27 protein-coding genes, 1 other RNA gene and 1 pseudogene are annotated in these 24756 nt (G+C 44.1%); 19 read left to right on the top strand and 10 right to left on the bottom strand.

The window, feature by feature from the left end; all coding sequences use genetic code 11:
* The first annotated feature begins 83 nt into the window (after nucleotides 1-83).
* Nucleotides 84-1901, top strand: coding sequence for a zinc ribbon domain-containing protein (locus tag WA325_RS12270; RefSeq protein ID WP_336183694.1), 1818 nt, complete (start codon nucleotides 84-86; stop codon nucleotides 1899-1901).
* Between the two features lie 40 nt (nucleotides 1902-1941).
* On the opposite strand, the gene WA325_RS12265 is transcribed toward WA325_RS12270, so the two are convergent.
* From WA325_RS12265 to opcR, 3 genes are all read right to left on the bottom strand, one after another.
* The gene (locus tag WA325_RS12265) at nucleotides 1942-2643 is read right to left on the bottom strand and encodes a zinc ribbon domain-containing protein (RefSeq protein WP_248339420.1); all 702 of its coding nucleotides are present in this window, start codon (nucleotides 2641-2643) and stop codon (nucleotides 1942-1944) included.
* Between the two features lie 160 nt (nucleotides 2644-2803).
* Nucleotides 2804-3418 carry a PH domain-containing protein gene (locus WA325_RS12260; RefSeq protein WP_010331909.1) on the bottom strand — a complete coding sequence of 205 codons (615 nt, stop codon included), beginning with the start codon at nucleotides 3416-3418 and terminating at the stop codon, nucleotides 2804-2806.
* A 181-nt stretch (nucleotides 3419-3599) separates the two neighbouring features.
* Complete coding sequence (gene opcR, locus WA325_RS12255; protein WP_336183693.1) at nucleotides 3600-4157, bottom strand: opuC operon transcriptional regulator OpcR; 558 nt, start codon at nucleotides 4155-4157, stop codon at nucleotides 3600-3602.
* A 263-nt stretch (nucleotides 4158-4420) separates the two neighbouring features.
* On the opposite strand from opcR, the gene opuCA reads away from it, so the two are divergent.
* The 4 genes from opuCA (at nucleotide 4421) to opuCD (ending at nucleotide 7858) form a co-directional block, all read left to right on the top strand.
* Nucleotides 4421-5560 carry an osmoprotectant ABC transporter ATP-binding protein OpuCA gene (gene opuCA, locus WA325_RS12250; protein WP_101859940.1) on the top strand — a complete coding sequence of 380 codons (1140 nt, stop codon included), beginning with the start codon at nucleotides 4421-4423 and terminating at the stop codon, nucleotides 5558-5560.
* Nucleotides 5561-5581: 21 nt separating this feature from the next.
* The gene (opuCB, locus tag WA325_RS12245; RefSeq protein ID WP_024122875.1) at nucleotides 5582-6235 is read left to right on the top strand and encodes a glycine betaine/carnitine/choline/choline sulfate ABC transporter permease OpuCB; all 654 of its coding nucleotides are present in this window, start codon (nucleotides 5582-5584) and stop codon (nucleotides 6233-6235) included.
* Between the two features lie 64 nt (nucleotides 6236-6299).
* Nucleotides 6300-7166 (top strand): osmoprotectant ABC transporter substrate-binding lipoprotein OpuCC, encoded by an 867-nt coding sequence (gene opuCC / locus WA325_RS12240; RefSeq protein ID WP_105954126.1) that lies wholly within the window; start codon nucleotides 6300-6302, stop codon nucleotides 7164-7166.
* Between the two features lie 17 nt (nucleotides 7167-7183).
* Complete coding sequence (gene opuCD / locus WA325_RS12235; RefSeq protein ID WP_336183692.1) at nucleotides 7184-7858, top strand: glycine betaine/carnitine/choline/choline sulfate ABC transporter permease OpuCD; 675 nt, start codon at nucleotides 7184-7186, stop codon at nucleotides 7856-7858.
* A gap of 33 nt (nucleotides 7859-7891) precedes the next feature.
* Here the strand turns inward: opuCD and WA325_RS12230 are convergent, their stop codons facing one another.
* The gene (locus tag WA325_RS12230) at nucleotides 7892-8425 is read right to left on the bottom strand and encodes a GbsR/MarR family transcriptional regulator (protein ID WP_105953914.1); all 534 of its coding nucleotides are present in this window, start codon (nucleotides 8423-8425) and stop codon (nucleotides 7892-7894) included.
* Between the two features lie 284 nt (nucleotides 8426-8709).
* Here WA325_RS12230 and opuBA point away from each other — a divergent pair, with 284 nt between their 5' ends.
* From opuBA to WA325_RS12210, 4 genes are read left to right on the top strand one after another with little or no spacing between them, the layout of a single operon-like run.
* The gene (gene opuBA / locus WA325_RS12225; RefSeq protein ID WP_336183691.1) at nucleotides 8710-9855 is read left to right on the top strand and encodes a choline ABC transporter ATP-binding protein OpuBA; all 1146 of its coding nucleotides are present in this window, start codon (nucleotides 8710-8712) and stop codon (nucleotides 9853-9855) included.
* Between the two features lie 14 nt (nucleotides 9856-9869).
* A complete protein-coding gene (locus tag WA325_RS12220; RefSeq protein WP_105953912.1) occupies nucleotides 9870-10523 on the top strand; it encodes an ABC transporter permease in 654 nt (217 codons plus the stop codon).
* 11 nt (nucleotides 10524-10534) lie between these two features.
* Entirely contained in the window at nucleotides 10535-11455 is a 921-nt protein-coding gene (gene opuBC, locus WA325_RS12215; protein ID WP_336183690.1) for a choline ABC transporter substrate-binding lipoprotein OpuBC, read from the top strand.
* 15 nt (nucleotides 11456-11470) lie between these two features.
* Complete coding sequence (locus WA325_RS12210) at nucleotides 11471-12151, top strand: ABC transporter permease (protein ID WP_336183689.1); 681 nt, start codon at nucleotides 11471-11473, stop codon at nucleotides 12149-12151.
* A 45-nt stretch (nucleotides 12152-12196) separates the two neighbouring features.
* Here WA325_RS12210 and WA325_RS12205 read toward each other — a convergent pair whose 3' ends face one another.
* From WA325_RS12205 to rghR, 4 genes and pseudogenes are all read right to left on the bottom strand, one after another.
* A complete protein-coding gene (locus WA325_RS12205) occupies nucleotides 12197-13897 on the bottom strand; it encodes a methyl-accepting chemotaxis protein (protein ID WP_336183688.1) in 1701 nt (566 codons plus the stop codon).
* A gap of 127 nt (nucleotides 13898-14024) precedes the next feature.
* Nucleotides 14025-14351 (bottom strand): catDE operon transcriptional regulator CatR, encoded by a 327-nt coding sequence (gene catR / locus WA325_RS12200; RefSeq protein ID WP_010331897.1) that lies wholly within the window; start codon nucleotides 14349-14351, stop codon nucleotides 14025-14027.
* Between the two features lie 91 nt (nucleotides 14352-14442).
* Complete coding sequence (locus WA325_RS12195; protein WP_024122861.1) at nucleotides 14443-14862, bottom strand: helix-turn-helix domain-containing protein; 420 nt, start codon at nucleotides 14860-14862, stop codon at nucleotides 14443-14445.
* Between the two features lie 28 nt (nucleotides 14863-14890).
* A pseudogene (rghR, locus tag WA325_RS12190) lies at nucleotides 14891-15299 on the bottom strand (transcriptional repressor RghR).
* A 151-nt stretch (nucleotides 15300-15450) separates the two neighbouring features.
* Here rghR and WA325_RS12185 point away from each other — a divergent pair.
* Nucleotides 15451-15684 (top strand): helix-turn-helix domain-containing protein, encoded by a 234-nt coding sequence (locus tag WA325_RS12185; protein WP_024122859.1) that lies wholly within the window; start codon nucleotides 15451-15453, stop codon nucleotides 15682-15684.
* A 43-nt stretch (nucleotides 15685-15727) separates the two neighbouring features.
* On the opposite strand, the gene WA325_RS12180 is transcribed toward WA325_RS12185, so the two are convergent.
* Entirely contained in the window at nucleotides 15728-16492 is a 765-nt protein-coding gene (locus WA325_RS12180; RefSeq protein WP_105953907.1) for an alpha/beta fold hydrolase, read from the bottom strand.
* Between the two features lie 152 nt (nucleotides 16493-16644).
* Here WA325_RS12180 and secG point away from each other — a divergent pair, with 152 nt between their 5' ends.
* The 5 genes from secG (at nucleotide 16645) to ssrA (ending at nucleotide 21252) form a co-directional block, all read left to right on the top strand.
* Entirely contained in the window at nucleotides 16645-16875 is a 231-nt protein-coding gene (gene secG, locus WA325_RS12175) for a preprotein translocase subunit SecG (RefSeq protein ID WP_003220028.1), read from the top strand.
* Between the two features lie 131 nt (nucleotides 16876-17006).
* Nucleotides 17007-17747 (top strand): alpha/beta hydrolase, encoded by a 741-nt coding sequence (locus tag WA325_RS12170; protein WP_142391728.1) that lies wholly within the window; start codon nucleotides 17007-17009, stop codon nucleotides 17745-17747.
* An 18-nt stretch (nucleotides 17748-17765) separates the two neighbouring features.
* Nucleotides 17766-20102, top strand: coding sequence for a ribonuclease R (rnr, locus tag WA325_RS12165; protein WP_095713015.1), 2337 nt, complete (start codon nucleotides 17766-17768; stop codon nucleotides 20100-20102).
* 142 nt (nucleotides 20103-20244) lie between these two features.
* Nucleotides 20245-20715, top strand: coding sequence for an SsrA-binding protein (gene smpB, locus WA325_RS12160; protein ID WP_010331890.1), 471 nt, complete (start codon nucleotides 20245-20247; stop codon nucleotides 20713-20715).
* Between the two features lie 174 nt (nucleotides 20716-20889).
* Nucleotides 20890-21252: a transfer-messenger RNA gene (gene ssrA, locus WA325_RS12155) on the top strand.
* 620 nt (nucleotides 21253-21872) lie between these two features.
* On the opposite strand, the gene WA325_RS12150 is transcribed toward ssrA, so the two are convergent.
* Nucleotides 21873-22073 carry a hypothetical protein gene (locus tag WA325_RS12150; RefSeq protein ID WP_024122855.1) on the bottom strand — a complete coding sequence of 67 codons (201 nt, stop codon included), beginning with the start codon at nucleotides 22071-22073 and terminating at the stop codon, nucleotides 21873-21875.
* A 458-nt stretch (nucleotides 22074-22531) separates the two neighbouring features.
* On the opposite strand from WA325_RS12150, the gene WA325_RS12145 reads away from it, so the two are divergent.
* From WA325_RS12145 to WA325_RS12130, 4 genes are all read left to right on the top strand, one after another.
* On the top strand, nucleotides 22532-23326 hold the full coding sequence (locus WA325_RS12145) for an SDR family NAD(P)-dependent oxidoreductase (RefSeq protein WP_105991558.1): 795 nt from the start codon (nucleotides 22532-22534) through the stop codon (nucleotides 23324-23326).
* Nucleotides 23327-23439: 113 nt separating this feature from the next.
* Entirely contained in the window at nucleotides 23440-23994 is a 555-nt protein-coding gene (locus tag WA325_RS12140) for a TetR/AcrR family transcriptional regulator (protein WP_105991559.1), read from the top strand.
* Between the two features lie 15 nt (nucleotides 23995-24009).
* Nucleotides 24010-24363, top strand: coding sequence for a DMT family transporter (locus tag WA325_RS12135; RefSeq protein WP_202853432.1), 354 nt, complete (start codon nucleotides 24010-24012; stop codon nucleotides 24361-24363).
* 1 nt (nucleotide 24364) lies between these two features.
* The gene (locus tag WA325_RS12130) at nucleotides 24365-24754 is read left to right on the top strand and encodes a YvaD family protein (protein WP_202853431.1); all 390 of its coding nucleotides are present in this window, start codon (nucleotides 24365-24367) and stop codon (nucleotides 24752-24754) included.
* The last annotated feature ends 2 nt before the right edge of the window (nucleotides 24755-24756 follow it).

The raw sequence follows: 24756 nt of genomic DNA, 5'->3' as shown, positions 1-24756 counted from the left end.
CCAATTTCATACCATTCTATTATAAAATATGTAACATAGGAAATCTGTACAAAATAGTGGATAAAAAATAGGAGGAAAGTCACATGTTTTGTAAGGAATGCGGTCAAAAAAATAATGAAGGGGCCAAGTTTTGTAAAGAATGCGGCACCCCGATCGGAGGGAGCAGCAGACAGGCAAATAAAGAAACAGCAAGCACTGCTGAAACGAGGCAGGCTCCGCGAAAACCAATCCCTAAGAAAACCATCATGTTATGGAGCAGCATTGCCGCAGCGTGCGTCATATTATTCGCTGCATATAAAACCGGAGCGTACCTTACTTCTAAGGACAGGTTAGTCGACAAATTTGAGCAGGCTGTAAATGATGAGGATAAAGACCAAATCGCTTCTCTGCTAACGCCGGTAAATGACAAGCTCAAGCTTACTAAACAAAACGTAAAGCCGTTTCTTACATATTTAAAGGATCATCCTGACAAAAAAGATGAGCTTTTTGCATCGCTGCGTGCTGAAACAGTCCAAAAGGATATTGTATACGCGGAGAAAGACGGGAAAAGCTTGCTAGTATTTGACCATTATGATTTAAAGATAGCACCTGTTTATTTTGAAGTAACCAGCAATTATAAACATACGGATCTCTATGTGAATAAAGAGGAAGCCGGATCTGTAAAGAAAGCAGATCAAGCACAAACCCTCGGACCGTACATTCCCGGCGAATATACAGTCTCAGCCAAACTGAAAAACGATGTAGTCGATCTTGTGAAAAAGGAAGACATTCAGGCGGTTGGTGACAACAACTTTCGTGTTGATCTCTCATTGGAAGCAGATAATGTAACATTCAGCTTAGCGGACGACATGAAGGATGGAAAGGGAGATTTGCTGATTAACGGTAAATCCATCCATAAGGATCCGTTCAAATCTGTCACATACGGCCCGCTTCTGACAGACGGATCAATGACAGCTGCGGTTGAAGCGGAGTTTCCGTGGGGAAAAACAAAAACAGCGGGTGTGCCGATTGATAGCAAAGAAATGGAGTTAACGTTAATTCCTGACCAAGACACACAAGAAACAATCATGAATACGATTGTCAAAACGACAAAGCAATATTCCAAGGCGCTTTCTGATGGAAATACAGCTCAGATGACAGAGGCAAGTGCCAGTTGGAAAGCCGAAGCAAAAGATAACGTGGATTCGATGAAAAACACGGATTCTTACTTAAAAGATAAATATCTGGAAACAGACTTTGATTTGGATACATTTGCTCTATCCCAGAAAAATGACGGTACATGGCAGGCGTCAGTAAAAGGAAAAGAACTTCACCAGTCGGCTAATTATAATGACTATACGAAACCTGAAATGTCGGATGAGAGCCCGAGCTATGAATATCTGCTTTCATATGATAAAAAACAGAAAAAGTGGATGTTCGAAGATGCAGAATCATCTTTTGATTCTGCCGGGACAAATATAAAGAAAATAAAAAATGATCATGCAGAGACGTACACATCAGCCTGGGCAGACGCAAAAGGCAAGAAAGCAAGCGTAAGCCCATCGACCGGCGATGTCACGGATGAACAAGTGACATCATTTATGGTTAGTTATCTGACAAATCAATCAACCGCAGTGAATTTAAATGAATTTGCGGTCATGGAAGGCAATCTGGAAAAAGGAAGTTCATTATATAATGATCAGCAGAAATTGGTTAAGAAGCTGTACAGCGAGGGGACGACTGAAGTATTTATTGATGTAGAGGTAAAAAGCTTTAATCAAAGCGGCTCGAATATCACAATTAAAACATATGAAGAATTTGATATTACAAAATCAGGCGGCAGTACAAAGCGCAGAACGTACAACTGGACCTACACCGGCGTAGTGAAAGACGGAAGAATCTATTTAACATCTATTCAATAAAAAACAAACCCCCATCACCAGCAGGCGATGGGGGTGTTTTTTAAAAAAAGATATAACGGAAAATCTCTTTAATATAATGTTCGATGATGAACCGAAACGCAACGCATGTGATGAGATAAATCACAATGGTTGAGTAAATGATATCAGCTTTTCCTTTATACGAATACTGGTAACTGCTCAGCATCGCAGGGGGAATAGCGAAAAATGCGCCAATTAAACCAATCGCTAACACGGTGAAGCAAAGATCTGTATGTAATAAAAACAATAGAAGTGCAAGAATCAAAATAGCTGTAAACGGAATAAGAAACGCACCAAATCTGGAGAATGAATCTTTAAATGAGACTTGGTTTCCCGCGATTTTTAAGGAAAAAAAGATCAATGCATGCAACCCGAAAATAAAAAGGGCAAAGTAAATGGTTGGCTTGAAAAAGATTTCTGTAAAGCTCGCACTGCCGGGACCATCTGAAAAAAGAATATAAAACATCAGCGGAGTTAGTAAACTGAAAAGCACCATTGTAATGATTCCGCTGATCAGCTGTTCGCCGCCTGTTGTTTTGCACTCCTGATAAGGGCGTTTCAGAACAGCCAGAACAAATGAACCGAACTGCTTTGCTGCTTGTTTTGCAGCTTCAGCTCCCGCCTGTGCTCCTTGATTTTCGCCGGCTTGGCGTGGAAGAGGCGATCCGCATTTCTCGCAAAACTTTCCGCCATCTGCTTGATGGCCGCATTGAGGACAAAACATATGATGACTCCTTTTACATGTAATATAGGGAAAATAGACTAATAATGTCATTATAAAAGAAAAAAGTAGAAAAGTAACCAATATCCAGCCAAAAATTTTCTCCAAGATTATATATCAGAAAAAAGACACGAGCTGCCAGATGCGAACTCGTGTCTTTTTTCTAGTTATTAATATATTTTTCAAATACGTCACCGAAATCTTTAATATGGTACTGCGAGCGGACGGAAGTGACCCATGTAAATCCGAATTCGGTCAGCTCTTTATATTGTGTTTCAATATTGACGTGCTCAGGGCGGGTATGCTGAAGGATGGTGACTGCTCGTTCCAGACTTTGTTCAGCCTGATTGATCAAAATGTCATTTTCATAGATCGTTTCAGAGATACGGAGAAGGGCTTTATACAAATCTTTCAGCTTTTCAATTTGCTCTTTATGCACATCGATGTCAAATTGTTCAGAGCCCAGCTTGAACTTGATTTCAACATCCAAATCGACCTTCCCGGCGGTTTCCAGAAAAACATCAGAGATTTTATATTGGGAATAAGGATAGCGTTTCAGCGTTCGTTTGGAGGAAGTGGCACGTTCGCCGTCAACATGGATCAGCGCCAGATTCGTGAAGCAATATTCATCGGCTTTTGTTTTAATCAGGAAATAAATTTTTTCGTTGTCTTCATGCATGACATAGTCATCAGCATCTGTTTTGTCATAATCCTGAGGTTCGATAATTTTTCCGATATCTGATAATCCGAGTGCATCTGCTGCAATTTTCTTGAACATATAGATACATCCTTCCTATTTACATAGTCACTTCATTGTAGCACGCGGCGTTTCCGAACGGCTATAAACGTTTGCGAAGAATCAGCCTCTTGGTAAGGCCAATGTCACATGGAGGAAGTATACGATGTTCTCATATATGATGTTTCCAATATTCATCTCATCATGTAGAAAAGCAGTTCCCTTACTTCAGGGAGCTGCTTTCAGCTGTTTTCGGCACGTATTCAAATACTTCTTCACTCTCAAAAAACTCAATTAAGCGGCTCAGCCAATCATAGTAATGAAGCCATTCTCTTAATTCATTCAGCAGCTGATTGACTTTCTCTTCGGCTTCTCGGGGAAGCTCGTCCCTTTGTAAAAGATCCGTCAGCTCCCGGTTTAATTTTTTGTACAGCACTTTGTTTTTGCTCACGACCTTTGTCCAGTTCGCCGCAAATAAAGATATGAAGGTTTGATAATAATCCTGCTCTACGTCGTAAAGATCTTTTCTTACGCCTTTTTCAAACACCTTTTCGGCAATGTTGGCATCAATCATTTCACGGACGACCTGGCTCATCCGTGTTTTGCTCATGCCTGTTGATTCTGACAGCTCGCTTAATGTCATCGGTTTTCGATTCATATAAATAATCCCGAGCACACGCCCGACAGTAGAAGGCATTCCAAACGTATGCATGTTTTCGGCAATCTTCTCGATGAGATGCTCTTCAGCATGTTCAATGATGTCGAGAGCAGTTTTTTCCACAGCTGATCATCCCTTCAAATGGCAATTGATGGTGTCAATATATCATATTTCTGCCAGTTGTTGAAAACAGCTGTATGCGGAGGAAGCGAGAGGTATCCGGCGTAATTGTAAGAACACCCTCTCTGCCTGAGTCATAACAATAAATAATCTGTAAATAACATATAATTTCAACACATTGTAAACTTTTTATTTTACAAAGTTCAAATTATAATAAAGATTATACTTTTCAGAAAAATTAACGGAAACCTGCGGAGGTGCACGGATTGCTGAAATTAGAACAAGTGTCAAAAGTATATAAAGGCGGTAAAAAAGCTGTGAACAGCATTGATTTAGATATTGCCAAGGGCGAATTTATCTGTTTTATCGGCCCGAGCGGCTGCGGAAAAACGACGACGATGAAGATGATTAATCGACTGATAGAACCGTCGTCAGGAAAGATCTTTATCGACGGAGAAAACATAATGGAACAGGACCCGGTTGAACTGCGGAGAAAAATCGGCTATGTGATTCAGCAGATCGGTTTGTTTCCCCACATGACCATTCAGCAGAACATTTCACTCGTTCCGAAGCTGCTGAAATGGCCTGAAGAAAAACGGAAAGAACGGGCGAGAGAGCTGTTAAAGCTTGTTGATATGGGCCCTGAATATTTAGACCGATATCCCCACGAGCTCAGCGGCGGACAGCAGCAAAGAATTGGCGTGCTGCGCGCACTGGCTGCGGAACCCCCTCTCATTTTAATGGATGAACCGTTCGGAGCGCTTGACCCGATCACGCGGGATTCCCTTCAGGAAGAATTTAAAAAACTGCAGAGAACATTAAATAAAACCATTGTGTTTGTGACCCACGACATGGACGAAGCCATTAAGCTAGCTGACCGGATTGTGATTTTAAAAGCGGGTGAAATCGTTCAGGTCGGCACACCTGATGAGATTCTCAGAAATCCGGCAAATGAATTTGTAGAAGAATTTATCGGGAAAGAGCGCCTGATCCAGACAAGGCCTGAAATTGAGCGGGTTGAGCAGATGATGAACAGAATGCCTGTCACGGTTACAGCGGACAAAACGCTTTCTCAGGCCATTCAGCTGATGAGAGAAAAACGCGTCGACTCGTTGCTTGTTGTAGATGAGCAAAATGTGCTGAAGGGATACGTAGATGTTGAAATCATTGATCAAAACCGCAAAAAAGCGAGCGTTGTTGGTGATGTGTACCGCTCGGATATGTATACCGTGCAAAAAGGAGCCCTTCTCCGCGATACCGTCCGGAAAATCTTGAAGCAAGGAATTAAGTATGTTCCCGTTGTTGATGAAGAGCACCATTTAGCAGGGATTGTGACAAGAGCAAGCCTTGTGGACATCGTATACGATTCCATATGGGGCGAGGAAAACCAGCTAATGACGATCTGATCAGGGGAGGAGCTCTTACACATGAATCAAATGATGACTTTTTTACAGACGAACGGCGGAGAGCTGCTGTATAAAACAGGTGAACATTTATACATTTCTCTCATTGCTGTTGTATTGGGTATTATCGTTGCGGTGCCGCTCGGCGTTCTGCTGACCAGAATGAAAAAAGGCGCAGGCGCGGTTATAGGTGCCGTCAACATTGTGCAAACCTTGCCGAGTCTGGCGATTCTGGCATTTTTTATCCCGCTTCTCGGTGTGGGAAAAGTGCCGGCGATCGTCGCTTTATTTTTCTATTCGGTGCTTCCGATTCTGCGCAATACGTATACAGGCATTAAAGGTGTAAACAAAAATCTGCTTGAATCAGGAAAAGGGATTGGAATGACCGGCTGGGAGCAGATCCGGCTCGTCGAGATTCCGCTGGCGATTCCGATTATTATGGCAGGCATCCGCACATCCACGATCTATTTAATCGGCTGGGCGACCCTTGCCTCATTTATTGGCGGCGGCGGTCTCGGTGATTACATTTTTATCGGACTGAACCTGTATCAGCCTGAATACATCATTGGCGGTGCTGTGCCGGTTACAATCTTAGCCATTATCATTGATTATTTGCTAGCCGTGACGGAACGAAAAGTGACACCGAAGGGATTGCAAGGGATGAAGGAAGTTTCTTAAGGAGTTGGCTGTATTGAAAACGAAAAAAATCAGATGGATCGGCGCGCTCGCTTTCGCCTTTGTCATGCTGCTGAGCGGCTGTTCTCTGCCGGGACTTGGCGGCGCCTCACAAGATACGATCAAGGTCGGGGCGCAAAGCATAACAGAATCAGAAATTTTAGCGAATATGATTGCGCAGCTCATTGAACACGATACGGATTTAAATACGGCTTTAGTCAAAAATCTCGGATCAAACTATGTTCAGCACCAGGCGATGCTCGGCGGTGACATTGACATATCCGCCACACGCTATTCTGGCACGGATTTAACGAGCACCCTCGGAATGGAGGCGGAGAAGAATCCGGAAAAAGCGCTGAACATTGTACAGAAAGAATTTGACAAACGTTTTAAATATAAATGGTTTGATTCTTACGGGTTTGATAACACATATGCCTTTACCGTAACAAAAAAGTTTGCGGAAAAGGAGCATGTAAACACCGTGTCTGATCTGAAGAAAAACGCTTCTGAATATAAGCTGGGGGTCGACAATGCCTGGCTGAAACGGAAGGGTGACGGATATAAAGGTTTTGTCAGCACGTATGGATTTGAGTTCGGAACAACCTATCCGATGCAAATCGGACTTGTTTATGACGCAGTCAAAAACGAGAAAATGGACGCTGTTCTTGCTTATTCCACAGACGGCCGGATTAAGGCGTATGATCTCAAAATCCTAGAAGACGATAAACAATTTTTCCCGCCGTATGACTGTTCGCCGGTGATTCCGGAAAAGGTGCTTAAGGAACATCCGGAGCTTGAAGGCATTATTGATAAACTGATCGGGAAGATTGACACGGAAACCATGCAGGAGCTCAACTACGAAGTGGATGGCAAACTGAAGGAGCCGTCTGTTGTGGCAAAGGAATTTTTAGAGAAACATCATTATTTTGACTAAGAAAAGAGGCAGACCAAATGGAAGTATTACAGCAGCTTGGCACTTACTATTCGCAAAACGGCAGTTATGTGCTGCAAGAGTTTTCCCGCCATTTTCTGATGTCGGTGTACGGCGTTTTGTTTGCGGCCATCGTCGGCATTCCGCTTGGCATCCTGATTGCCAGGTACAGAACATTAAGCGGCTGGGTTTTCGCCGTCACGAACGTGATCCAGACGGTGCCGGCGCTCGCCATGCTGGCCGTGCTGATGCTAGTGATGGGGCTTGGCGCGAATACGGTCATTTTATCGTTATTTCTTTATTCACTGCTGCCGATCATCAGAAATACGTACACAGGCATTGTCAGTATTGAACATGCCTATCTTGAATCAGGAAAAGCGATGGGTATGACAAAGTTTCAAGTGCTGCGGATGGTCGAGCTTCCGCTGGCGCTTTCTGTTATTATGGCCGGCCTCCGCACCGCGCTCGTCATTGCTATCGGCATTACTGCCATCGGGACATTTGTCGGCGCCGGAGGCCTTGGAGACATCATCGTCAGGGGGTCAAACGCAACAAACGGGACCGCGATTATATTAGCTGGCGCGATTCCGACAGCCCTTATGGCGGTGATAGCTGATTTGGTCATGGGCTGGCTTGAACGCACGTTAAGCCCGATTAAAAAGAAAGAGAAGAAAAAACTGGCCAGTGCAGCTTAATAAAAAAACGCCTTGTTCATGACAGGGCGTTTTTTACGGTTTCGGCACATATTTAAAAATCTCTTCACTCTCAAAAAACTCAATCAGACGGCCGAGCCAATTGTAATAGTCGAGCCAATCCTTTAATTCCTTCAACAGCTCATTCACCTTTTCTTCCGCTTCAGGAGAAAGCTCTTCATCCAAGATACTGAGCAGCTCCCGGTTGAGTTTTTTATGCATCATTTTATTTTTGCTGACGACTTTGCTCCAAGTGGCTGTAAACAGTGTGATAAAGGTTTGGTAGTAATCCTCTTCAACATCGTATAAGTCTTTTCGCACGCCCTTTTCGAACACCTTCTCGGCGATGTTGGCATCGAGCATGTCCCGCACGACCTGACTCATTCGCGTTTTGCTCATGCCGGTCGCTTCTGATAATTCCGTCAGCGTCATCGGCTTGCGATTCATATAAATAATGCCCAGCACACGTCCAACGGTAGAGGGCATTCCAAATGCATGCATGTTTTCCGCGATTCTTTCTATGAGGTGGTCTTCAGTCTGTTCAATTATCGTTAACGGATCTTTCTCCAACAGTTTCAATCCTTTCAGCTAACAATTCCGATGTCAATATACCACATTTTTGATGCGGCGGAAATGCTGTAATCATAGAATTTGGCAGGAAATTGGAGCAATAAGGAGATCATTACCGGTCAATACGGGTAAATCAGAGTTTACACATACTTTATAAATAATATGAACAAATTGTAAACTTTTTATTTTATAAACTTTATTCTATAATGGGAAGCATTCAATTGTCTGAAAAATTAAATATGAACTGAACGAATTGAATGAATTTAATTTTGGAGGTGCGATGTTTGCTGACATTAAAAAATGTCTCGAAAACATATAAAGGCGGCAAAAAAGCTGTGAACAGCGTGAATCTGGAAATTGAAAAAGGCGAATTTATTTGTTTTATCGGTCCAAGCGGCTGCGGAAAAACGACAACGATGAAAATGATTAACCGATTAATTGAGCCGTCAGCCGGTCAGATTTTTATTGACGGCGAGAACATCATGGAACAGGATCCGGTAGAACTCAGGCGTAAGATCGGCTATGTCATTCAGCAGATCGGACTGTTCCCTCATATGACCATTCAGCAGAACATTTCACTTGTGCCTAAGCTGCTGAAATGGCCGGAGCAGCAGCGGAAAGAACGTGCGCGTGAGCTTTTAAAATTGGTCGATATGGGACCTGAATATTTAGACCGTTATCCTCATGAATTAAGCGGGGGACAGCAGCAGCGAATAGGTGTATTACGGGCACTTGCCGCGGAACCGCCGCTTATCTTAATGGATGAACCGTTTGGGGCGCTTGACCCGATTACGAGGGATTCCCTTCAGGAAGAATTTAAAAAACTGCAAAAAACCTTACATAAAACCATCGTATTTGTTACCCATGATATGGATGAAGCGATTAAGCTAGCAGACCGGATCGTCATTTTAAAAGGCGGAGAGATTGTGCAGATCGGAACGCCTGATGATATTCTGAGAAATCCGGCAAACGAATTTGTTGAGGAGTTTATCGGCAAGGAGCGCCTGATTCAGTCATCAAGTCCTGATGTTGAGCGGGTTGATCAAATTATGAGTACACACCCGGTGACTATTACGGCGGATAAAACGCTCTCTGAAGCGATCCAGCTGATGAGGCAGGAGCGTGTCGACTCGCTCCTGGTTGTAGATGACAGCCATGTTCTTCTAGGCTATGTAGATGTGGAAATCATTGATCAATGCCGGAAGAAAGCCGAGCTCGTAGGCGAGGTCCTGCATCAAGACATCTACACCGTCTTGGGCGCAACACTGCTGCGGGATACAGTACACAAAATTTTAAAACGGGGTGTAAAGTACGTGCCGGTTCTAGATGAAGACCGCCGTTTAATAGGAATTGTGACGAGAGCGAGCCTGGTTGACATTGTGTATGAGTCCATCTGGGGAGAAGAAAAACAGATCGCAGTATTGTCATAGGGAGGTTGTCAGACATGGATCATATCATTGAATTTTTGCAAACCAACGGAGGCGAGCTGCTTTACAAAACATATGAGCATATCACCATTTCTCTCATCGCCGTCATTTTAGGCGTTGCTGCCGCTGTGCCTCTTGGGATTGTGCTTACCAGAATGAAAAAAGGAGCCGGCACCATTATCGGCATTGTGAATATCATTCAGACGCTGCCCAGTCTGGCAATCCTCGCTTTCTTTATCCCGCTCTTGGGAGTCGGAAAAGTTCCGGCTATTGTGGCCTTGTTTTTCTATTCCGTTTTGCCGATCCTGCGCAACACGTATACCGGGATTCGCGGCGTTAACAAAAATCTGCTTGAATCAGGAAAAGGCATCGGGATGACGGCCGCTGAACAAATCCGCCTCGTGGAACTGCCGCTTGCCGCGCCCGTCATCATGGCGGGGATCAGAACATCCACGATTTATTTAATCGGCTGGGCGACGCTTGCATCCTTTATCGGAGGCGGCGGATTGGGTGATTACATTTTCATCGGCCTGAATTTATATCAGCCGGAATATATCATCGGAGGAGCGGTTCCCGTCACGATATTGGCGATTGTCATTGATTATGTGCTGGCGTTGACAGAACGAAAAATCACGCCTGCCGGACTGCAGGGAATGAAGGAAGTTTCATAAGGAGGCTGCTCATGAAAAGAAAACATCTTAAATGGCTGTGCGGTTTCACGCTCGCAGTAATGCTGATGCTAAGCGGCTGTTCGCTTCCCGGGCTCAGCGCCGCTTCAGACCAGACCATTAAAATCGGCGCGCAAAGCATGAGTGAATCAGAAATCATCGCAAGCATGCTTGGCCAGCTGATCGAACACCATACGGATCTAAAGACAACAACCATTAAAAATCTCGGCTCCAACGCGGTGCAGCAGCAGGCCTTAATAAACGGAGAAATCGATATTGCGGCCACAAGATATACAGGTGACGCGCTGACAGGCACGCTGAGGATGAAACCTGAAAAAGATCCGGACAAAGCGCTGGCGCTGACACAGCAGGAGTTTAAAAAAAGATACGATTTAAAATGGTATGATTCCTACGGGTTTGATAATACGTATGCCTTTACCGTCAGCAAGAAGCTTGCGGACCAATATCATTTAGAAAACGTATCAGACGTCAAAAAATGGGCGCCGCAATTAAAGCTGGGCGTCGACAATTATTGGGTGAAGCTGAAAGGGAACGGCTATCAGGATTTCACGAAAACCTACGGCATGACATTCGGCGGCACGTATCCGATGCAGATCGGGCTTGTGTATGACGCGGTGAAAAGCGGAAAAATGGACATTGTCCTCGCTTACTCCACGGACGGGAGAATCAAGTCCTATGATCTCAAAATGCTAAAGGATGATAAACAATTTTTCCCTCCGTACGACTGCTCTCCTGTTGTTCCGGAACAGGTGCTTAAAGAACATCCTGAACTGGAAGGCATCATTCAGAAAATGATCGGAAAAATTGATACAGCCACGATGCAGGAGCTTAACTATGAAGTCGACGGTAATCTAAAAGAACCGTCTGTCGTTGCCAAGGAATATTTGCAAAAGCATCACTACTTCGAATCGTGAAAGGGGGATTGACCAATGAATATGCTTGAACAGTTAATGACGTATTATGCACAGAACGGCAGCTACGTAATGGAAGAGTTCGGCCGCCATTTTCTCATGTCGGCTTACGGCGTCTTGTTTGCTGCTGTCGTCGGGATTCCGGTCGGAATCCTCATTGCGCATTTCCGCCGCTTGTCAGGATGGGTATTCGCTGTAACAAATGTCATTCAGACGATTCCGGCGCTCGCCATGCTGGCAGTCCTGATGCTTGTCATGGGGCTCGGTGCAAACACAGTGATTTTATCATTATTTCTGTATTCCCTGCTGCCGATTATCCGAAACACGTACACAGGCATTGTCAGCATTGAACACGCATACTTAGAATCAGGAAAAGCGATGGGGATGACGAAATTCCAAGTTCTTCGGATGGTTGAGCTCCCGCTCGCGCTTTCTGTCATTATGGCAGGCCTTCGAACGGCTCTCGTCATCGCTATCGGCATTACAGCAATCGGCACATTTGTCGGCGCCGGCGGCCTTGGGGATATGATCGTCCGCGGGTCAAACGCCACAAACGGAACGGCGATTATTCTAGCCGGTGCGATTCCGACTGCGGTGATGGCGGTTGCGGCTGATTTGCTCATGGCTTGGCTGGAGCGGGTGTTACATCCGGTCAAGAAAAAAAGAACCAGGGTGAGACGTATTCAAACAGCTGCATAAGAACAAAAAAAGAGGCTTGGTTGATTCCAGCCTCTTTTTTCTTATTTAAATTGTAAACTGATCCATTTTCTCATTAAGTTCTTTCGCCAAACGCTCAAGCTCCTCAGCATTTTGAAGCACTTGATCCATTGAATGGGCGGATTGCTCGGTAATGGAAAATGTTTCTTCAATGCCGGCGGCGGATTCTTCAGAAACGGAGGCGATATTTTCAATCGATTGGTTAATTGTGATCGATTGGTTTGTTAACTGCTTTAATCCGTCCGTTACTTCCTTAATGCTGTCCGCTACATAGGTGACCGATTGCTTAATGTTCTGCATGGCCTGTCCGGTGTCAGTCAGGTTTTCAGTACCTTTTTCTACTTCGGTAAAGCTGCTTTCCAGGTATTGAATGACAGTGTTGATTTCCTGCTGTGTGCCGCCAACTATTTTAGTGATATCCTGAACGGAGTCAGATACGCCGTCTGCGAGCTTTCGGACCTCCTCGGCCACAACGGCGAAGCCTTTGCCGCTTTCTCCTGCGCGGGCTGCCTCAATTGCGGCATTAAGTGACAATAAGTTCGTTTGCTCGGCAATGCCGTTGATGACCTGAACAAGCTTGTTGATGTCCTGAGAATGCTGTTCCAGCGATCTCACTTTATGAACGGCCTCCTGAACGATATGATGGATTGTTTTCATTTGCTGCACTGACGTATCCATATTTTCGTTTCCGTTTACGGCGAGTTCGAGAACGTTTTGAGACGTATCGCTGATCGTCATGCCGTGATTGTAGGCTTTATCAATGCTTTTTGTAAATTCATTCATTGATTCGGCAATCGTCACAGCGTCTTGCGCCTGCTGCTCGGAGCCTTCAGCCATTTCGTTCATCGTTTCGGTAATATGTCTGCTGCCGGTTCTTGTTTCATTCGTTGCAGTGGTCAGAACCTGTGATGAAGAAAGCACGCGGGTGGAAATTTCTTTTGAATAGCCGACGATATCTCTTAAATTCCCTACCATTTTCTGAAGCGCTTCGTTCAGATCGCCGAGCTCGTCTTTTGAGGCCAGCGGCTCTATGTCATTTGACAGATTGCCTTCGGCGATCTCATTCGCAGATGACTTCATTCGAATAATCGGTTTTACAATGCTGCGATTGATATAAAGCCAAATACATATGCTGATGGCGATGGAGGCTGCCAGAAGCAAAGCCGTGTAAATGAGACCTTTATGATAAACGTCCTTGGTTTCTTTCACCGCCGTGTTGCTGCCTTCTTTATTAAAATCAACAAGTTCAGTGATTGATTTTTTCATATCCTCAAAGCTTGCTTCAGTCTGTACCAATAACCCCCTTGCTTTATCTATATCATTCGTGCGTCCGCTCTCTAAAATCTGGTTATGAATATTCGTATATGAGTTGACTTCAGTCTTGAGCTGTTCGAAAATGCTGCGTTCTTTGTCATTAGAGATTGTCTTTTCGTAGTTATCAAGCTTTTCATTGATATCCTTAAGGATCTGGTTCATATCTTGGTCCAGCGTATCCATTTTATCTTTGTCTGTATAAATCAGGAAATCCTTTTCCTTAGAGGAAAGGTGCTCTGTCAAATAATTAATAGATGTAATTTCTTTAATGCCGTCTATCCATTTTGCATTGATTTCATCTGTCTTTTTGATGATGTGCTGCATATTGAAAGCGCCTATTCCGCCTATAAGCAGATTGATGAGGATCAGTGTCAAAAATACCAGGCTGAATTTGCGGGAAATCGTCAGTCGCATTTAAGTGTTCTCCTTTTAAAAAAAGTGATGTGATGTACTATATATCGGCTGAGAAATTGTTTTTTCACCTGGAAATAAAAAATAAAAAACGGCTCTTCTCTCCGTGGAGATAGAACCGTTTTAGCAATTACATATGAAAGGAAGGGTCAATCCATTCAGTAGCCCATTTGGAGATTTCACCCAGAATGGGCGCTAACGCCATTCCTTTGTCGGTTAATGAATATTCGATGCGAACCGGAGTTTCGGGGATGACGTCCCGCTTAACCACTCCTTCAAGCTCAAGTTCTTTCAGCCTTTCTGACAGAACTCTGCCGCTTAGATTTGGAAGTGCTGCTTCTATTTCGCTAAATCGCTGCTGACCATTCAACAGCTGAAAAACGATTAAAGCAACCCAGCGTTTGCTCAAGATGTCGACTGCTTTTTCAAATCTAGGACACATTTCTGATTGGTTCATACTTTTCACCTCGTCTGTCATTATTATAACGCAAATAACGAGGGAACGTATGCATGCGTGATTGATAAAATGCGGAAAGAGATGCAGAGGATTACGTGGAAGAGGAGCGTTTTTTCGCTTCGGAAGCTAAAAAATCGAAGTATTTGCTGAGATTTTCAATATCCTGCTTGGAGAGATGCCGCCATTTTTCGCTGTTAAAAAGAGACAGGTTCTCCGTTCCTCGAGTGACAGCCGTCTGATAAATCGCATAAATAGACTGATAGCTTTCGGAAGCCTCTCGAATTTCTTCAGGAAAAGCGGTAATGTGCCCTGCGGCTGCCATCAGGTTTTCGTGAGGTATTTTCAGCACCGCTGCAAGCTTTTTTATGGTCGCGGGCTTTGGTGTGCCGCGCTTGCCGTTTTCTATTTTTGAAATGGTCGCTGAGCTGATGCCCGAGTACACCGCAAGCTGATTCACTGTCAGTTTGCGGGCGCGGCGCAGCGCCCTTAATTCCTGTCCGAATGTTGACATGATGATCGCCTCGCATTTCTGGAAAGAGTTATTGATCAGCAGATCGTTTTTTTTGCTTCGTCTGAAATAAAAGAGAAATAATGATCCAGCATGAGCAAATCCTCTTTGTTGAGATACTGCCATTTTTCACTCTCAAGAAGGGCAAGATTTTTCAGGTCATAAGCCTCCGCCTTTTCAAGCAGCTGGCACTTCGTTTCATAAGGCGCTCTGGCTTCATGAATCTCTTCGATATATCCCGCTTTATACATAAGCCCTTCATAAGGAATTTTTAAGGCCTCCGCCAATTTTTTGATGGTGGCAGGTTTAGGAACGCCGCGTTTGCCGTTTTCAATTCTGGAGATGCCGGCCGCGCTTACACCGGAATAAGTCGCCAGCTGGTTGACTGTCAGCTTTCTCTCCTCACGCAATGCCCGTAATTGTTCGCCGAAGCTTTCCATATGTCTCACCCCGTCCCTCACTGTTACTCATATTTTAGTATGTTTATTGACTAAAGGGAATAGGTAGGCTGGAAATGTATTGACAAAAGTTAACATACGCCGTAATGTAAATGTATAGAAAAAGTTTTTTCATGAACGGAAGGTGAGGAAAGTGCCAGTAGAAAAGATACAGATTAGACGTGATTATGTATTGCAGTATATGGTCAATAACGATTATTCCCTCAATCAGCTTGCGCTGGAAATCGGAGTCTCACCCGCCACACTGAGCCGTGTGCTGAATGGAGAAAGACGGCCGGGGCAGCTTGTGATCGGAAAAATGCTTCACTATTTTGACTTGAAGTTTGAGGATCTTTTTTACTATGATTTTGTTGACAAAAGTCAATAACTTAAGAACGCCTGGGGAACCAAGCGTTTTCTAAGCCTTATCATCAATGTGTCAAAACAAAACCCGTCACAAGTTCATTGCATGTTTTCCATTGTTTTGTCGGCAGCTGATGGCCTTGGTATTCCAGCCTGAAAAATTCAGCGTGGCTGCATGCTTTCCGGTAATAGCCTGCATGTGTAAAGGTCCAGTCGCGCAGGCCGCCATACATAAACAGCATCGGCATGTTAAAACGGGGCAATTGTTCAAGGCAGCTGTAGCGGAGCGAATCCCGATAATATTGATACCAATGGCCGAGGTCAGCTTTTTTCATATGATTCGTTAATAGATTTCGGAGCTGTCTGTTTTTCGTATGGCTGCTGGCGATAATTTTCATCAGCATGCCGGGACTTTTTTCAAGAAGATACATTCCCATTTTGTGAAGCTGCTGACCGGCCATGGTATGAACAGCGGGGTAAGCGCCGGCCAACACCAAATGAGATACTTTGTCCGGCCGGGTGAAGCCAATGTGCTGTGCGATTAAGCTGCCGGCGGAATACCCGAATACCGCAGCCTGATCAATGTGCAAACGATCCATAAATTGCACGATCTCGTTTGCGTAATAGGAAATCGAGATTTGCTGGTCTGCATGATCGCTGTCGCCATGTCCGCTTAAATCGGGAAATATCACCCTGAAATGATCCGCCAGAAGGCGCTGATAATAAAAAACCTTGCGTCCCATGCCTGGCGGGTGAATAAAAATGATAGGGATTCCCTGTCCATATTCCTCATAATATAGATGTTTCTTATTGACTGTGCTGATGATCGGCATTGTTGTTCTCCCTTTTCGTTCAATTCATACGAATAGGCTAACCAAAACAAAATGTCTTATCCGGTCTTTTGGCGTCTGATACGGCGTGACATGCCAAACCTTTTCATGTAAAATAGAAGTAATGTAGGCCAGTGAGTCTGGAGGTGTAAGGGATGCACGCGGTTTTGATTACCTTATTGGTTATCGTCAGTATTGCACTTATTATTGTCGTTTTGCTTCAATCCAGTAAAAGCGCCGGATTATCTGGTGCGATTTCAGGCGGAGCGGAGCAGCTCTTCGGGAAACAAAAAGCAAGAGGTCTTGATTTGATTCTGCACCGCATTACGGTTGTGCTGGCAGTCTTGTTTTTCGTGTTGACGATTGCGCTTGCTTATATCCTATAGGGCAATGTTTGTATAAGGTCTGATGTAAAGTCAGGCCTTTTTCACGTTTCTGGCTGATATTCAGAGCGTTTTTTTCTTATCAAACTGTGGAAAACTAAAATGATCGTGCAGAAAGAAAGGGAGACATGAGCATGAAAGTTGTGACACCAAAAACATTTACATTTAAAGGCGGAGACAAAGCGGTGCTTTTGCTGCACGGCTTTACAGGGAATACAGCAGATGTGAGAATGCTGGGACGTTATTTGAATGAACGGGGCTATACGTGCCACGCGCCTCAATATGAAGGACACGGCGTTCCGCCTGAAGAATTGGTACATACGGGGCCTGAAGACTGGTGGAAAAACGTCATGGATGGCTATGAATATTTAAAATCTGAAGGCTATGAGGACATTGCTGCCTGCGGACTGTCGCTTGGCGGGGTTTTTTCGCTGAAATTGGGTTACACTGTACCCATAAAGGGAATTGTTCCAATGTGCGCGCCAATGCATATTAAAAGCGAAGAGGTCATGTATCAGGGCGTCCTTTCCTACGCGCGCAATTACAAAAAATTCGAGGGGAAAAGCCCGGAGCAAATAGAAGAGGAAATGAAGGAATTTGAAAAAACGCCGATGAATACCCTTAAGGCGCTGCAAGACTTGATTGCCGATGTGCGAAAGAATGTCGATATGATCTATTCTCCGACATTTGTTGTGCAAGCCCGTCATGATCACATGATTAATACCGAAAGTGCCAATATTATTTACAATGAAGTGGAAACTGACGATAAACAGCTGAAATGGTATGAGGAATCAGGCCATGTTATCACGCTGGACAAGGAACGGGACATCGTACATCAAGATGTGTATGAATTTTTAGAGAAGCTGGATTGGTAACCAACAGGAGGTCGGATTATGGAAAAAGAAGCATTTATGGATAAGCTTCTCTCGTTTATGAAGGAAGAGGCGTACAAGCCTCTGACTGTTCAGGAACTTGAGGAGATGTTACAGATTACGGATGCCGAGGAATTTAAAGAGCTTGTCAAAGCGCTGGTTGCGCTGGAGGAAAAAGGGCTTATCGTGCGGACGAGAAGCGACCGCTACGGCATTCCGGAAAAAATGAATTTAATTAAAGGAAAGCTTTCTGCGCATCCGAAGGGATTTGCCTTTTTGCTGCCTGAGGATACGTCGTTAAGCGATGTGTTTATTCCGCCTAATGAGCTGAATACAGCTATGAACGGCGATATCGTAATGGTACGCCTGAATTCGCAGTCAAGCGGCTCTAGACAAGAGGGTACCGTCATTCGTATTTTAGAAAGAGCGATTCAGCGGGTAGTCGGAACCTATACAGAAACAAAAAACTTCGGTTTTGTCATTCCGGATGACAAAAAAATCACAAGCGATATCTTCATTCCTAATAGCGGGAAAAATGGAGCGGCTGAAGGGCATAAGGTGGTTGTTAAGCTGACCAGCTATCCTGAAGGCCGAATGAATGCAGAGGGTGAGATTGAATCCATTCTCGGCCATAAAAATGATCCGGGCATTGATATTTTATCAGTCATCCATAAGCACGGACTGCCGGGTGAATTCCCTGCCGATGCAATGGAACAGGCGACAAGCACGCCTGATACGATTGATGAAAAAGACCTGAAAGACCGCCGTGATCTCCGTGACCAGGTCATTGTCACCATTGACGGAGCGGACGCGAAGGACTTGGATGATGCGGTTACAGTGACAAAGCTGGATGACGGCAGCTATAAGCTTGGCGTTCATATTGCCGACGTCAGCCATTACGTGACTGAAAACTCGCCGATTGACAAAGAAGCGATGGAAAGAGGAACGAGTGTGTATTTGGTTGACCGTGTGATTCCGATGATTCCGCACAGACTGTCAAATGGTATTTGTTCATTAAATCCGAAGGTTGACCGCCTGACACTTTCTTGTGAAATGACCATCAACAGTCGGGGAGAAGTCACAGAGCACGAAATCTTCCAAAGCGTCATCAAAACAACGGAAAGAATGACATATTCCGATGTGAATCAAATTCTTGTTGACGATGATGAAGAATTAAAGCAAAAGTACGAACCGCTCGTGCCGATGTTCAAAGACATGGAGCGGCTGGCAGAAATTCTTCGCGAAAAGCGGATGAACCGCGGCGCCGTGGATTTTGACTTTAAAGAAGCAAAGGTGCTTGTCGATGAAGAAGGCGCGGTCAAAGACGTTGTGATCAGAGAACGATCTGTCGCCGAAAAACTGATTGAAGAATTTATGCTTGTTGCGAACGAAACCGTTGCAGAGCATTTCCATTGGATGAACGTTCCGTTTATTTACCGGATACACGAAGAGCCTAATGCTGAAAAACTGCAAAAGTTTTTAGAGTTTGTGACAACATTTGGCTATGTTGTAAAAGGAACGGCGGGAAATATTCATCCGCGCGCGCTGCAAAGCATTCTTGACGCTGTTCGTGACAGACCAGAGGAAACAGTGATTTCTACTGTCATGCTCCGTTCCATGAAGCAGGCGAAATATGATCCGCAAAGCTTAGGGCACTTCGGCCTGTCAACGGAATTCTATACCCATTTCACATCGCCGATCCGCCGTTATCCGGATTTAATCGTCCACAGATTAATCAGAACGTACTTAATCAACGGCAAGGTCGATGAAGCGACACAGGAGAAGTGGGCTGAACGGCTTCCGGATATCGCTGAACATACTTCATCAATGGAACGCCGTGCAGTTGACGCAGAGCGTGAAACAGATGATCTGAAAAAAGCGGAATATATGCTTGATAAAATCGGTGAAGAATTTGACGGCATGATCAGCTCTGTGACAAACTTCGGGATGTTTGTCGAGCTGCCGAATACAATTGAAGGACTCGTCCACGTCAGCTTTATGACGGATGACTATTATCGCTTTGACGAGCAGCATTTTGCGATGATCGGCGAGCGGACGGGGAATGTGTTCCGTATCGGAGATGAAATTACAGTCAAAGTCGTTGACGTCAATAAAGACGAGCGCAATATTGACTTCGAAATCGTCGGTATGAAAGGCACCCCGCGTCGTCCGAGAGAAATGGACAGCCGCAGCCGAAAACGCGGAAAACCTGCCAGAAAACGCGTGTTAAGCACAAATACGCCTGTATCTCCTGCTCCTTCCGAGGAAAAAGGGGAGTGGTTCACAAAGCCGAAGAAGAAAAAGAAAAAACGAGGCTTTCAAAACGCACCGAAGCAGAAACGGAAAAAGAAGAAATAGCAGCTCAACCAGCAAATAGGGCCGCAGCGCTCTATTTGCTTTCTTTCGGAAACAGCTTTTCATTGTAGCCATGCGTGACATTTGGTAAAATAGAGCGTATCGCAAAGGTGGACAGTTTTCCTTAGTGAGAGGAGGTTCTGGCATGCCGAAAGGGTCAGGAAAAGTATTATCTCAAAATAAAAAAGCCAATCACGATTATTTTATAGAAGAAACATATGAAACAGGCATTGTATTGCAAGGAACAGAAATCAAAGCGATTCGCGCCGGCCGCGTGAATCTTAAAGATTCCTTCGCTAAAATTGAACGGGGAGAAGTATTTCTCCACAATATGCACGTCAGCCCGTATGAGCAGGGAAACCGCTATAACCACGATCCGCTCCGGACGAGAAAGCTGTTAATGCACCGCAAGGAAATTAACAAGCTGATCGGCTTAACGAAGGAAAAAGGGTATTCTCTCGTTCCGCTCAAGCTGTATTTGAAAAACGGCTTTGCCAAAGTTCTTCTCGGTCTGGGTAAAGGGAAGAAAAACTATGACAAACGTGAAGATCTGAAGCGCAAGGATGCGAAGCGTGAAATTGAAAGAGCGTTCAGAGACAGTCAAAAAGGGTTCTAAAAGCATAACGCTTGATACTGAAATCCAGCCTGTGCTATACTGATTTCACGATGAGATGACACGGTCTTTTCTTGAAGGATTTGTCAATTGAAATGAGCCGTGATCATGTTATAATAGGAATGTAGCCAGTTTGAGTGAGAGCTTGATATTTCTCCCGTATTTCCCTTATAACAAGGGGACGTTACGGATTCGACAGGGATGGATCGAGCTTGAGCTGCGAGCCGAGAGGCGATCTCGTAAACACGCACATAAATATAACTGGCAAAACTAACAGTTTTAACCAAAACGTAGCATTAGCTGCCTAATAAGCGCAGCGAGCTCTTCCTGACATTGCCTATGTGTCTGTGAAGAGCACATCCAAGTAGGCTACGCTTGCGTTCCCGTCTGAGAACGTAAGAAGAGACAAACAGACTAGCTCTCGGAAGGCCCGCCCGCAGGCAAGAAGATGAGTGAAAACACAAATATGCAGGCTACGCTCGTAGACGCTTAAGTAATCGATGTTTCTGGACGTGGGTTCGACTCCCACCGTCTCCATACATACTTTGAAACCGCAGTGCTATCAAGGCTTCTAAAGCTTTCGAGGGCACTGCGGTTACTTTTTGGTAACACTTTTAAAAATTCTTCGTTTTCCGTGAAGCCAATAGCTTCATGTTGTGCAGACGGGTAAAGGTGACTATACCTGTTCAATGCGATGACCAATGGATTGCATTTTTTATTGATCAAGTATGACGCATGTGAAGTCTGAACTCGTGGAGCACTATTTTTTAACCCCTGATTTTTTAAGGTATTTTTCGTAGCGTCTATCAATTGTGCTAATCGCTATGCTATCGTAAAAAGAACCAAAAATCCTATAATCTGATTTTACTGGCGCTGTGTTTTCAGCGCTATTTTTTATGTCTTTTAAAAGAGACAGTTACTCTATCGGCTCTCTCTGAATCGGCATGTGAATTTTATCCTTAATCTCAATTATTCGGGAGATGCAATTGAGATGGTATGGGAGGTTTGGGACTTAGTGTTAGGGGAGCTATACTTCCAAACATCCTTGAACACTACTGATTTTGACATTCGTATAATGATATTCCTTATTCATATAATAAGCGAAAGCGATCATACCATAGGGTTTTAATCATAATAAGTCAAATATCGACAGAAGATTGTTACCACAAATGCAAAGCAAGAAACGAAAACGCCCATGCCAATATGCCGAACATTACAAAGAACCTAAGAAAAGTTTCATATTTTGTTAGTCTTCGTTCTCTTTTTGTTTTACCTAATCTCCAATACAGGGCGTAGCCGGAGAACAATAAAATGATTTGTCCAAATTGCGACACAGATTCTAAAAATTCTATACCATTCATTGATTTTCACCTCGTTTATTTATGAGAAAAAAATAAAGTAGACTTGCAGAGAGTCTACTTACCGCTTATCCAAAGTACCCATTTTCTTCGGTTTAAAAATCGCTTGAGGGTGAAATGGCTTGCGCGTCGGTTAATAAAGTAAGGCTGAATGCTATTGTTTTAAAATGCCCTATCCTTATTCGCCCCATTTATCCATCACATATTAGTTTTATTATCGCAAATGGAAAGGCCATTTCCAACAGTTATGTGAAAATTAGTAATTTGTAATATGTCTAATGGTATAAGGAATGTCGTTTCCCTTATCCAGCAGTTTTGCTCTGTTTTTTCGTATAACAGGCACCAAAAAGTGCGTACTTCCATTTGAATCCCAGCTGTTTCATACTGGTTTTACAGCAGATGTTTTACCAATCGCATTTCTGTTAATAAATAAGAGGAAACAAAAACGGAGGGATGAACGAATGAAGCTGAATTTACATGGAAAAACCGCACTGGTGACCGGCTCAACGTCGGGGATCGGCAAAGCGATTGCCGCTTCGTTAGCGGAAGAAGGCGCGGCGGTTATCATTAACGGACGCCGGGAAGAAAAAGTGAATCAGACGATAGACGATTTGAAAACACAGCATGCAGAGGCTGTGTTTTATCCGGCCGCATTTGATCTTGGAACGGAAGAAGGCTGCAGTGACCTGTTTCAGGCATATCCGCAGGTTGATATTTTGGTCAATAATTTAGGGATTTTTGAACCGGCAGAGTATTTTGATATTCCCGATGATGAGTGGTTCCGATTTTTTGAAGTGAATATTATGAGCGGTGTGAGGCTCACACGCAAGTATTTACACAAAATGATAGAGAAGAAAGAAGGCCGGGTGATTTTTATTGCCAGTGAAGCGGCAATCATGCCTTCTCAGGAAATGGCCCATTACAGCGCGACGAAAACGATGCAGCTTTCCATTTCCCGCAGCTTGGCGGAGCTGGCAACCGGCACAAATGTAACGGTAAATACAGTCATGCCGGGTTCAACCTTAACAGAGGGAGTGGAAACAATGCTGAACTCTCTTTATCCTGGTGAAAACCTGACTGTTCAAGAAGCTGAGACCCGTTTTATGAAGGAAAACCGTCCGACTTCAATTATCCAAAGGCTGATCCGGCCGGAAGAAATCGCTCACTTTGTTACATTCCTAAGCAGCCCGCTGTCTTCCGCGATTAATGGCGCGGCACTTCGGGCGGACGGCGGCTTGGTCCGCAGCGTCTTTTAGAAAACCTCTCCCTCTGGGAAGAGGTTTTTTTATTATATTGATTTCCAGAACCTGCTGTCGTATAATTTTGGTACCAAAAAAGTTTTTATGGTACCAAAAGCGAGGTGATTGATTTGGAAGAAAGAATATTGGCGGAAACCATTCGCCTGATCAGACAGAAAGGTTTTTCATTTACAATGAACGATCTGGCGGCAGCGCTTGGAACAAGCAAGCGGACGCTTTATGCGCATTACCCGTCGAAAGATCAGCTTGCGGAGGCCGTCGTGGCGCAGTTTATCGCAGAGATGAAGCAACTGGAAAAAAGCATCTATGAAGATGAGACCCTAGATGCGCTTGAAAAGGTGAAGCAAATGCTGATCGGTCTTCCAAAGGAAATGGAGCTGCTGAACATGGGGTTATTACAAGAGCTGAAGAAATCCCATTACGATGCGTGGCTCAAATTAGACACGTTTATGAAGGAAGAGTGGTCAGTTGTTATTGGATTGTTAAACGAGTGCAGGGAGCAAAAGAAGATCAGAAACATCAACATTGATTTATTGGTTCAAATGTATATAGGCAGCATCAACCAAGTGTATGATCCTGATTATCCGCTCAAACATCAGTACACGACAGGAGAAGTTCTTGAATCAATCGTAGATGTATTATGTAACGGGATAACAGAAAAATGAGGAGGCTGGTGGCGCGTGCAGTGGATGTTTTTATGTTTGGCCATTTTATTTGAAGTTGCCGGAACGGTCAGTATGAAGCTTTCAGCGGGTTTTACGAAGCTTCTGCCGAGTGTGCTATTGATGTTTTTTTATGGCGGGAGTCTTTTCTTTCTGACGCTTACGCTCAAATCTATCGATGTATCTGTTGCTTACGCTGTCTGGTCGGGGATGGGCATTGTCCTGATCACAGTTGTCGGGTTTTTGTATTTTCAAGAGAATATAAGTGTCATGAAACTGATTTCAATCGGGCTGATTATTGCCGGTGTTGTGTCTTTAAACCTGATCGATCAAGGGGAGGAGTCTCAAACGGTACATAAAAGTGAGCAGTAACATGAGAGTGATGAAACTGTTCTTTCTCGTAACGGATATCGGTTTTATATTGTACTGGCTGTCTGCCGGCTTTTCATTAATGCCGGAAAGCTGGGCCTTTACACATTATCAAGATCCGTTTATGATCGCCTGGAATTGGTCCTTTTTTCCCTTGGATATCTTAATCTCCATTACTGGTTTGTACAGCTTGTATTTGCAGCGCGTCAAAAGAGCAATATGGAGGAAGATGGCGCTGATTTCTCTTGTGCTGACCTTCTGTTCAGGCCTTCAGGCTTTATCATTCTGGACATTTAGCGGGGATTTTGATCTTGCATGGTGGCTGTTTAATGGATACCTTTTGATTTATCCTTTATTTTTTATTCACAGACTTTTATCTAAGCAGTGCGAGTAGCA

It is taken from the genome of Bacillus sp. 205(2023) (assembly GCF_037027485.1).
Lineage (GTDB): Bacteria > Bacillota > Bacilli > Bacillales > Bacillaceae > Bacillus > Bacillus halotolerans.
Note: the sequence above shows the minus strand (reverse complement) of the source record. Positions and strands in the feature narration are given on the sequence as shown.

Bases quoted from the DNA above. Each gene is read 5' to 3' on its own strand.
- WA325_RS12270 (WP_336183694.1), top strand. From the start codon at position 84: ATGTTTTGTAAGGAATGCGGTCAAAAAAATAATGAAGGGGCCAAGTTT.
- WA325_RS12265 (WP_248339420.1), bottom strand. From the start codon at position 2,643: ATGTTTTGTCCTCAATGCGGCCATCAAGCAGATGGCGGAAAGTTTTGC.
- WA325_RS12260 (WP_010331909.1), bottom strand. From the start codon at position 3,418: ATGTTCAAGAAAATTGCAGCAGATGCACTCGGATTATCAGATATCGGA.
- opuCB (WP_024122875.1), top strand. From the start codon at position 5,582: ATGAATCAAATGATGACTTTTTTACAGACGAACGGCGGAGAGCTGCTG.
- opuCC (WP_105954126.1), top strand. From the start codon at position 6,300: ATGCTGCTGAGCGGCTGTTCTCTGCCGGGACTTGGCGGCGCCTCACAA.
- opuCD (WP_336183692.1), top strand. From the start codon at position 7,184: ATGGAAGTATTACAGCAGCTTGGCACTTACTATTCGCAAAACGGCAGT.
- WA325_RS12220 (WP_105953912.1), top strand. From the start codon at position 9,870: ATGGATCATATCATTGAATTTTTGCAAACCAACGGAGGCGAGCTGCTT.
- opuBC (WP_336183690.1), top strand. From the start codon at position 10,535: ATGAAAAGAAAACATCTTAAATGGCTGTGCGGTTTCACGCTCGCAGTA.
- WA325_RS12210 (WP_336183689.1), top strand. From the start codon at position 11,471: ATGAATATGCTTGAACAGTTAATGACGTATTATGCACAGAACGGCAGC.
- WA325_RS12205 (WP_336183688.1), bottom strand. From the start codon at position 13,897: ATGCGACTGACGATTTCCCGCAAATTCAGCCTGGTATTTTTGACACTG.
- catR (WP_010331897.1), bottom strand. From the start codon at position 14,351: ATGAACCAATCAGAAATGTGTCCTAGATTTGAAAAAGCAGTCGACATC.
- WA325_RS12195 (WP_024122861.1), bottom strand. From the start codon at position 14,862: ATGTCAACATTCGGACAGGAATTAAGGGCGCTGCGCCGCGCCCGCAAA.
- WA325_RS12180 (WP_105953907.1), bottom strand. From the start codon at position 16,492: ATGCCGATCATCAGCACAGTCAATAAGAAACATCTATATTATGAGGAA.
- secG (WP_003220028.1), top strand. From the start codon at position 16,645: ATGCACGCGGTTTTGATTACCTTATTGGTTATCGTCAGTATTGCACTT.
- WA325_RS12170 (WP_142391728.1), top strand. From the start codon at position 17,007: ATGAAAGTTGTGACACCAAAAACATTTACATTTAAAGGCGGAGACAAA.
- rnr (WP_095713015.1), top strand. From the start codon at position 17,766: ATGGAAAAAGAAGCATTTATGGATAAGCTTCTCTCGTTTATGAAGGAA.
- smpB (WP_010331890.1), top strand. From the start codon at position 20,245: ATGCCGAAAGGGTCAGGAAAAGTATTATCTCAAAATAAAAAAGCCAAT.
- WA325_RS12150 (WP_024122855.1), bottom strand. From the start codon at position 22,073: ATGAATGGTATAGAATTTTTAGAATCTGTGTCGCAATTTGGACAAATC.
- WA325_RS12145 (WP_105991558.1), top strand. From the start codon at position 22,532: ATGAAGCTGAATTTACATGGAAAAACCGCACTGGTGACCGGCTCAACG.
- WA325_RS12130 (WP_202853431.1), top strand. From the start codon at position 24,365: ATGAGAGTGATGAAACTGTTCTTTCTCGTAACGGATATCGGTTTTATA.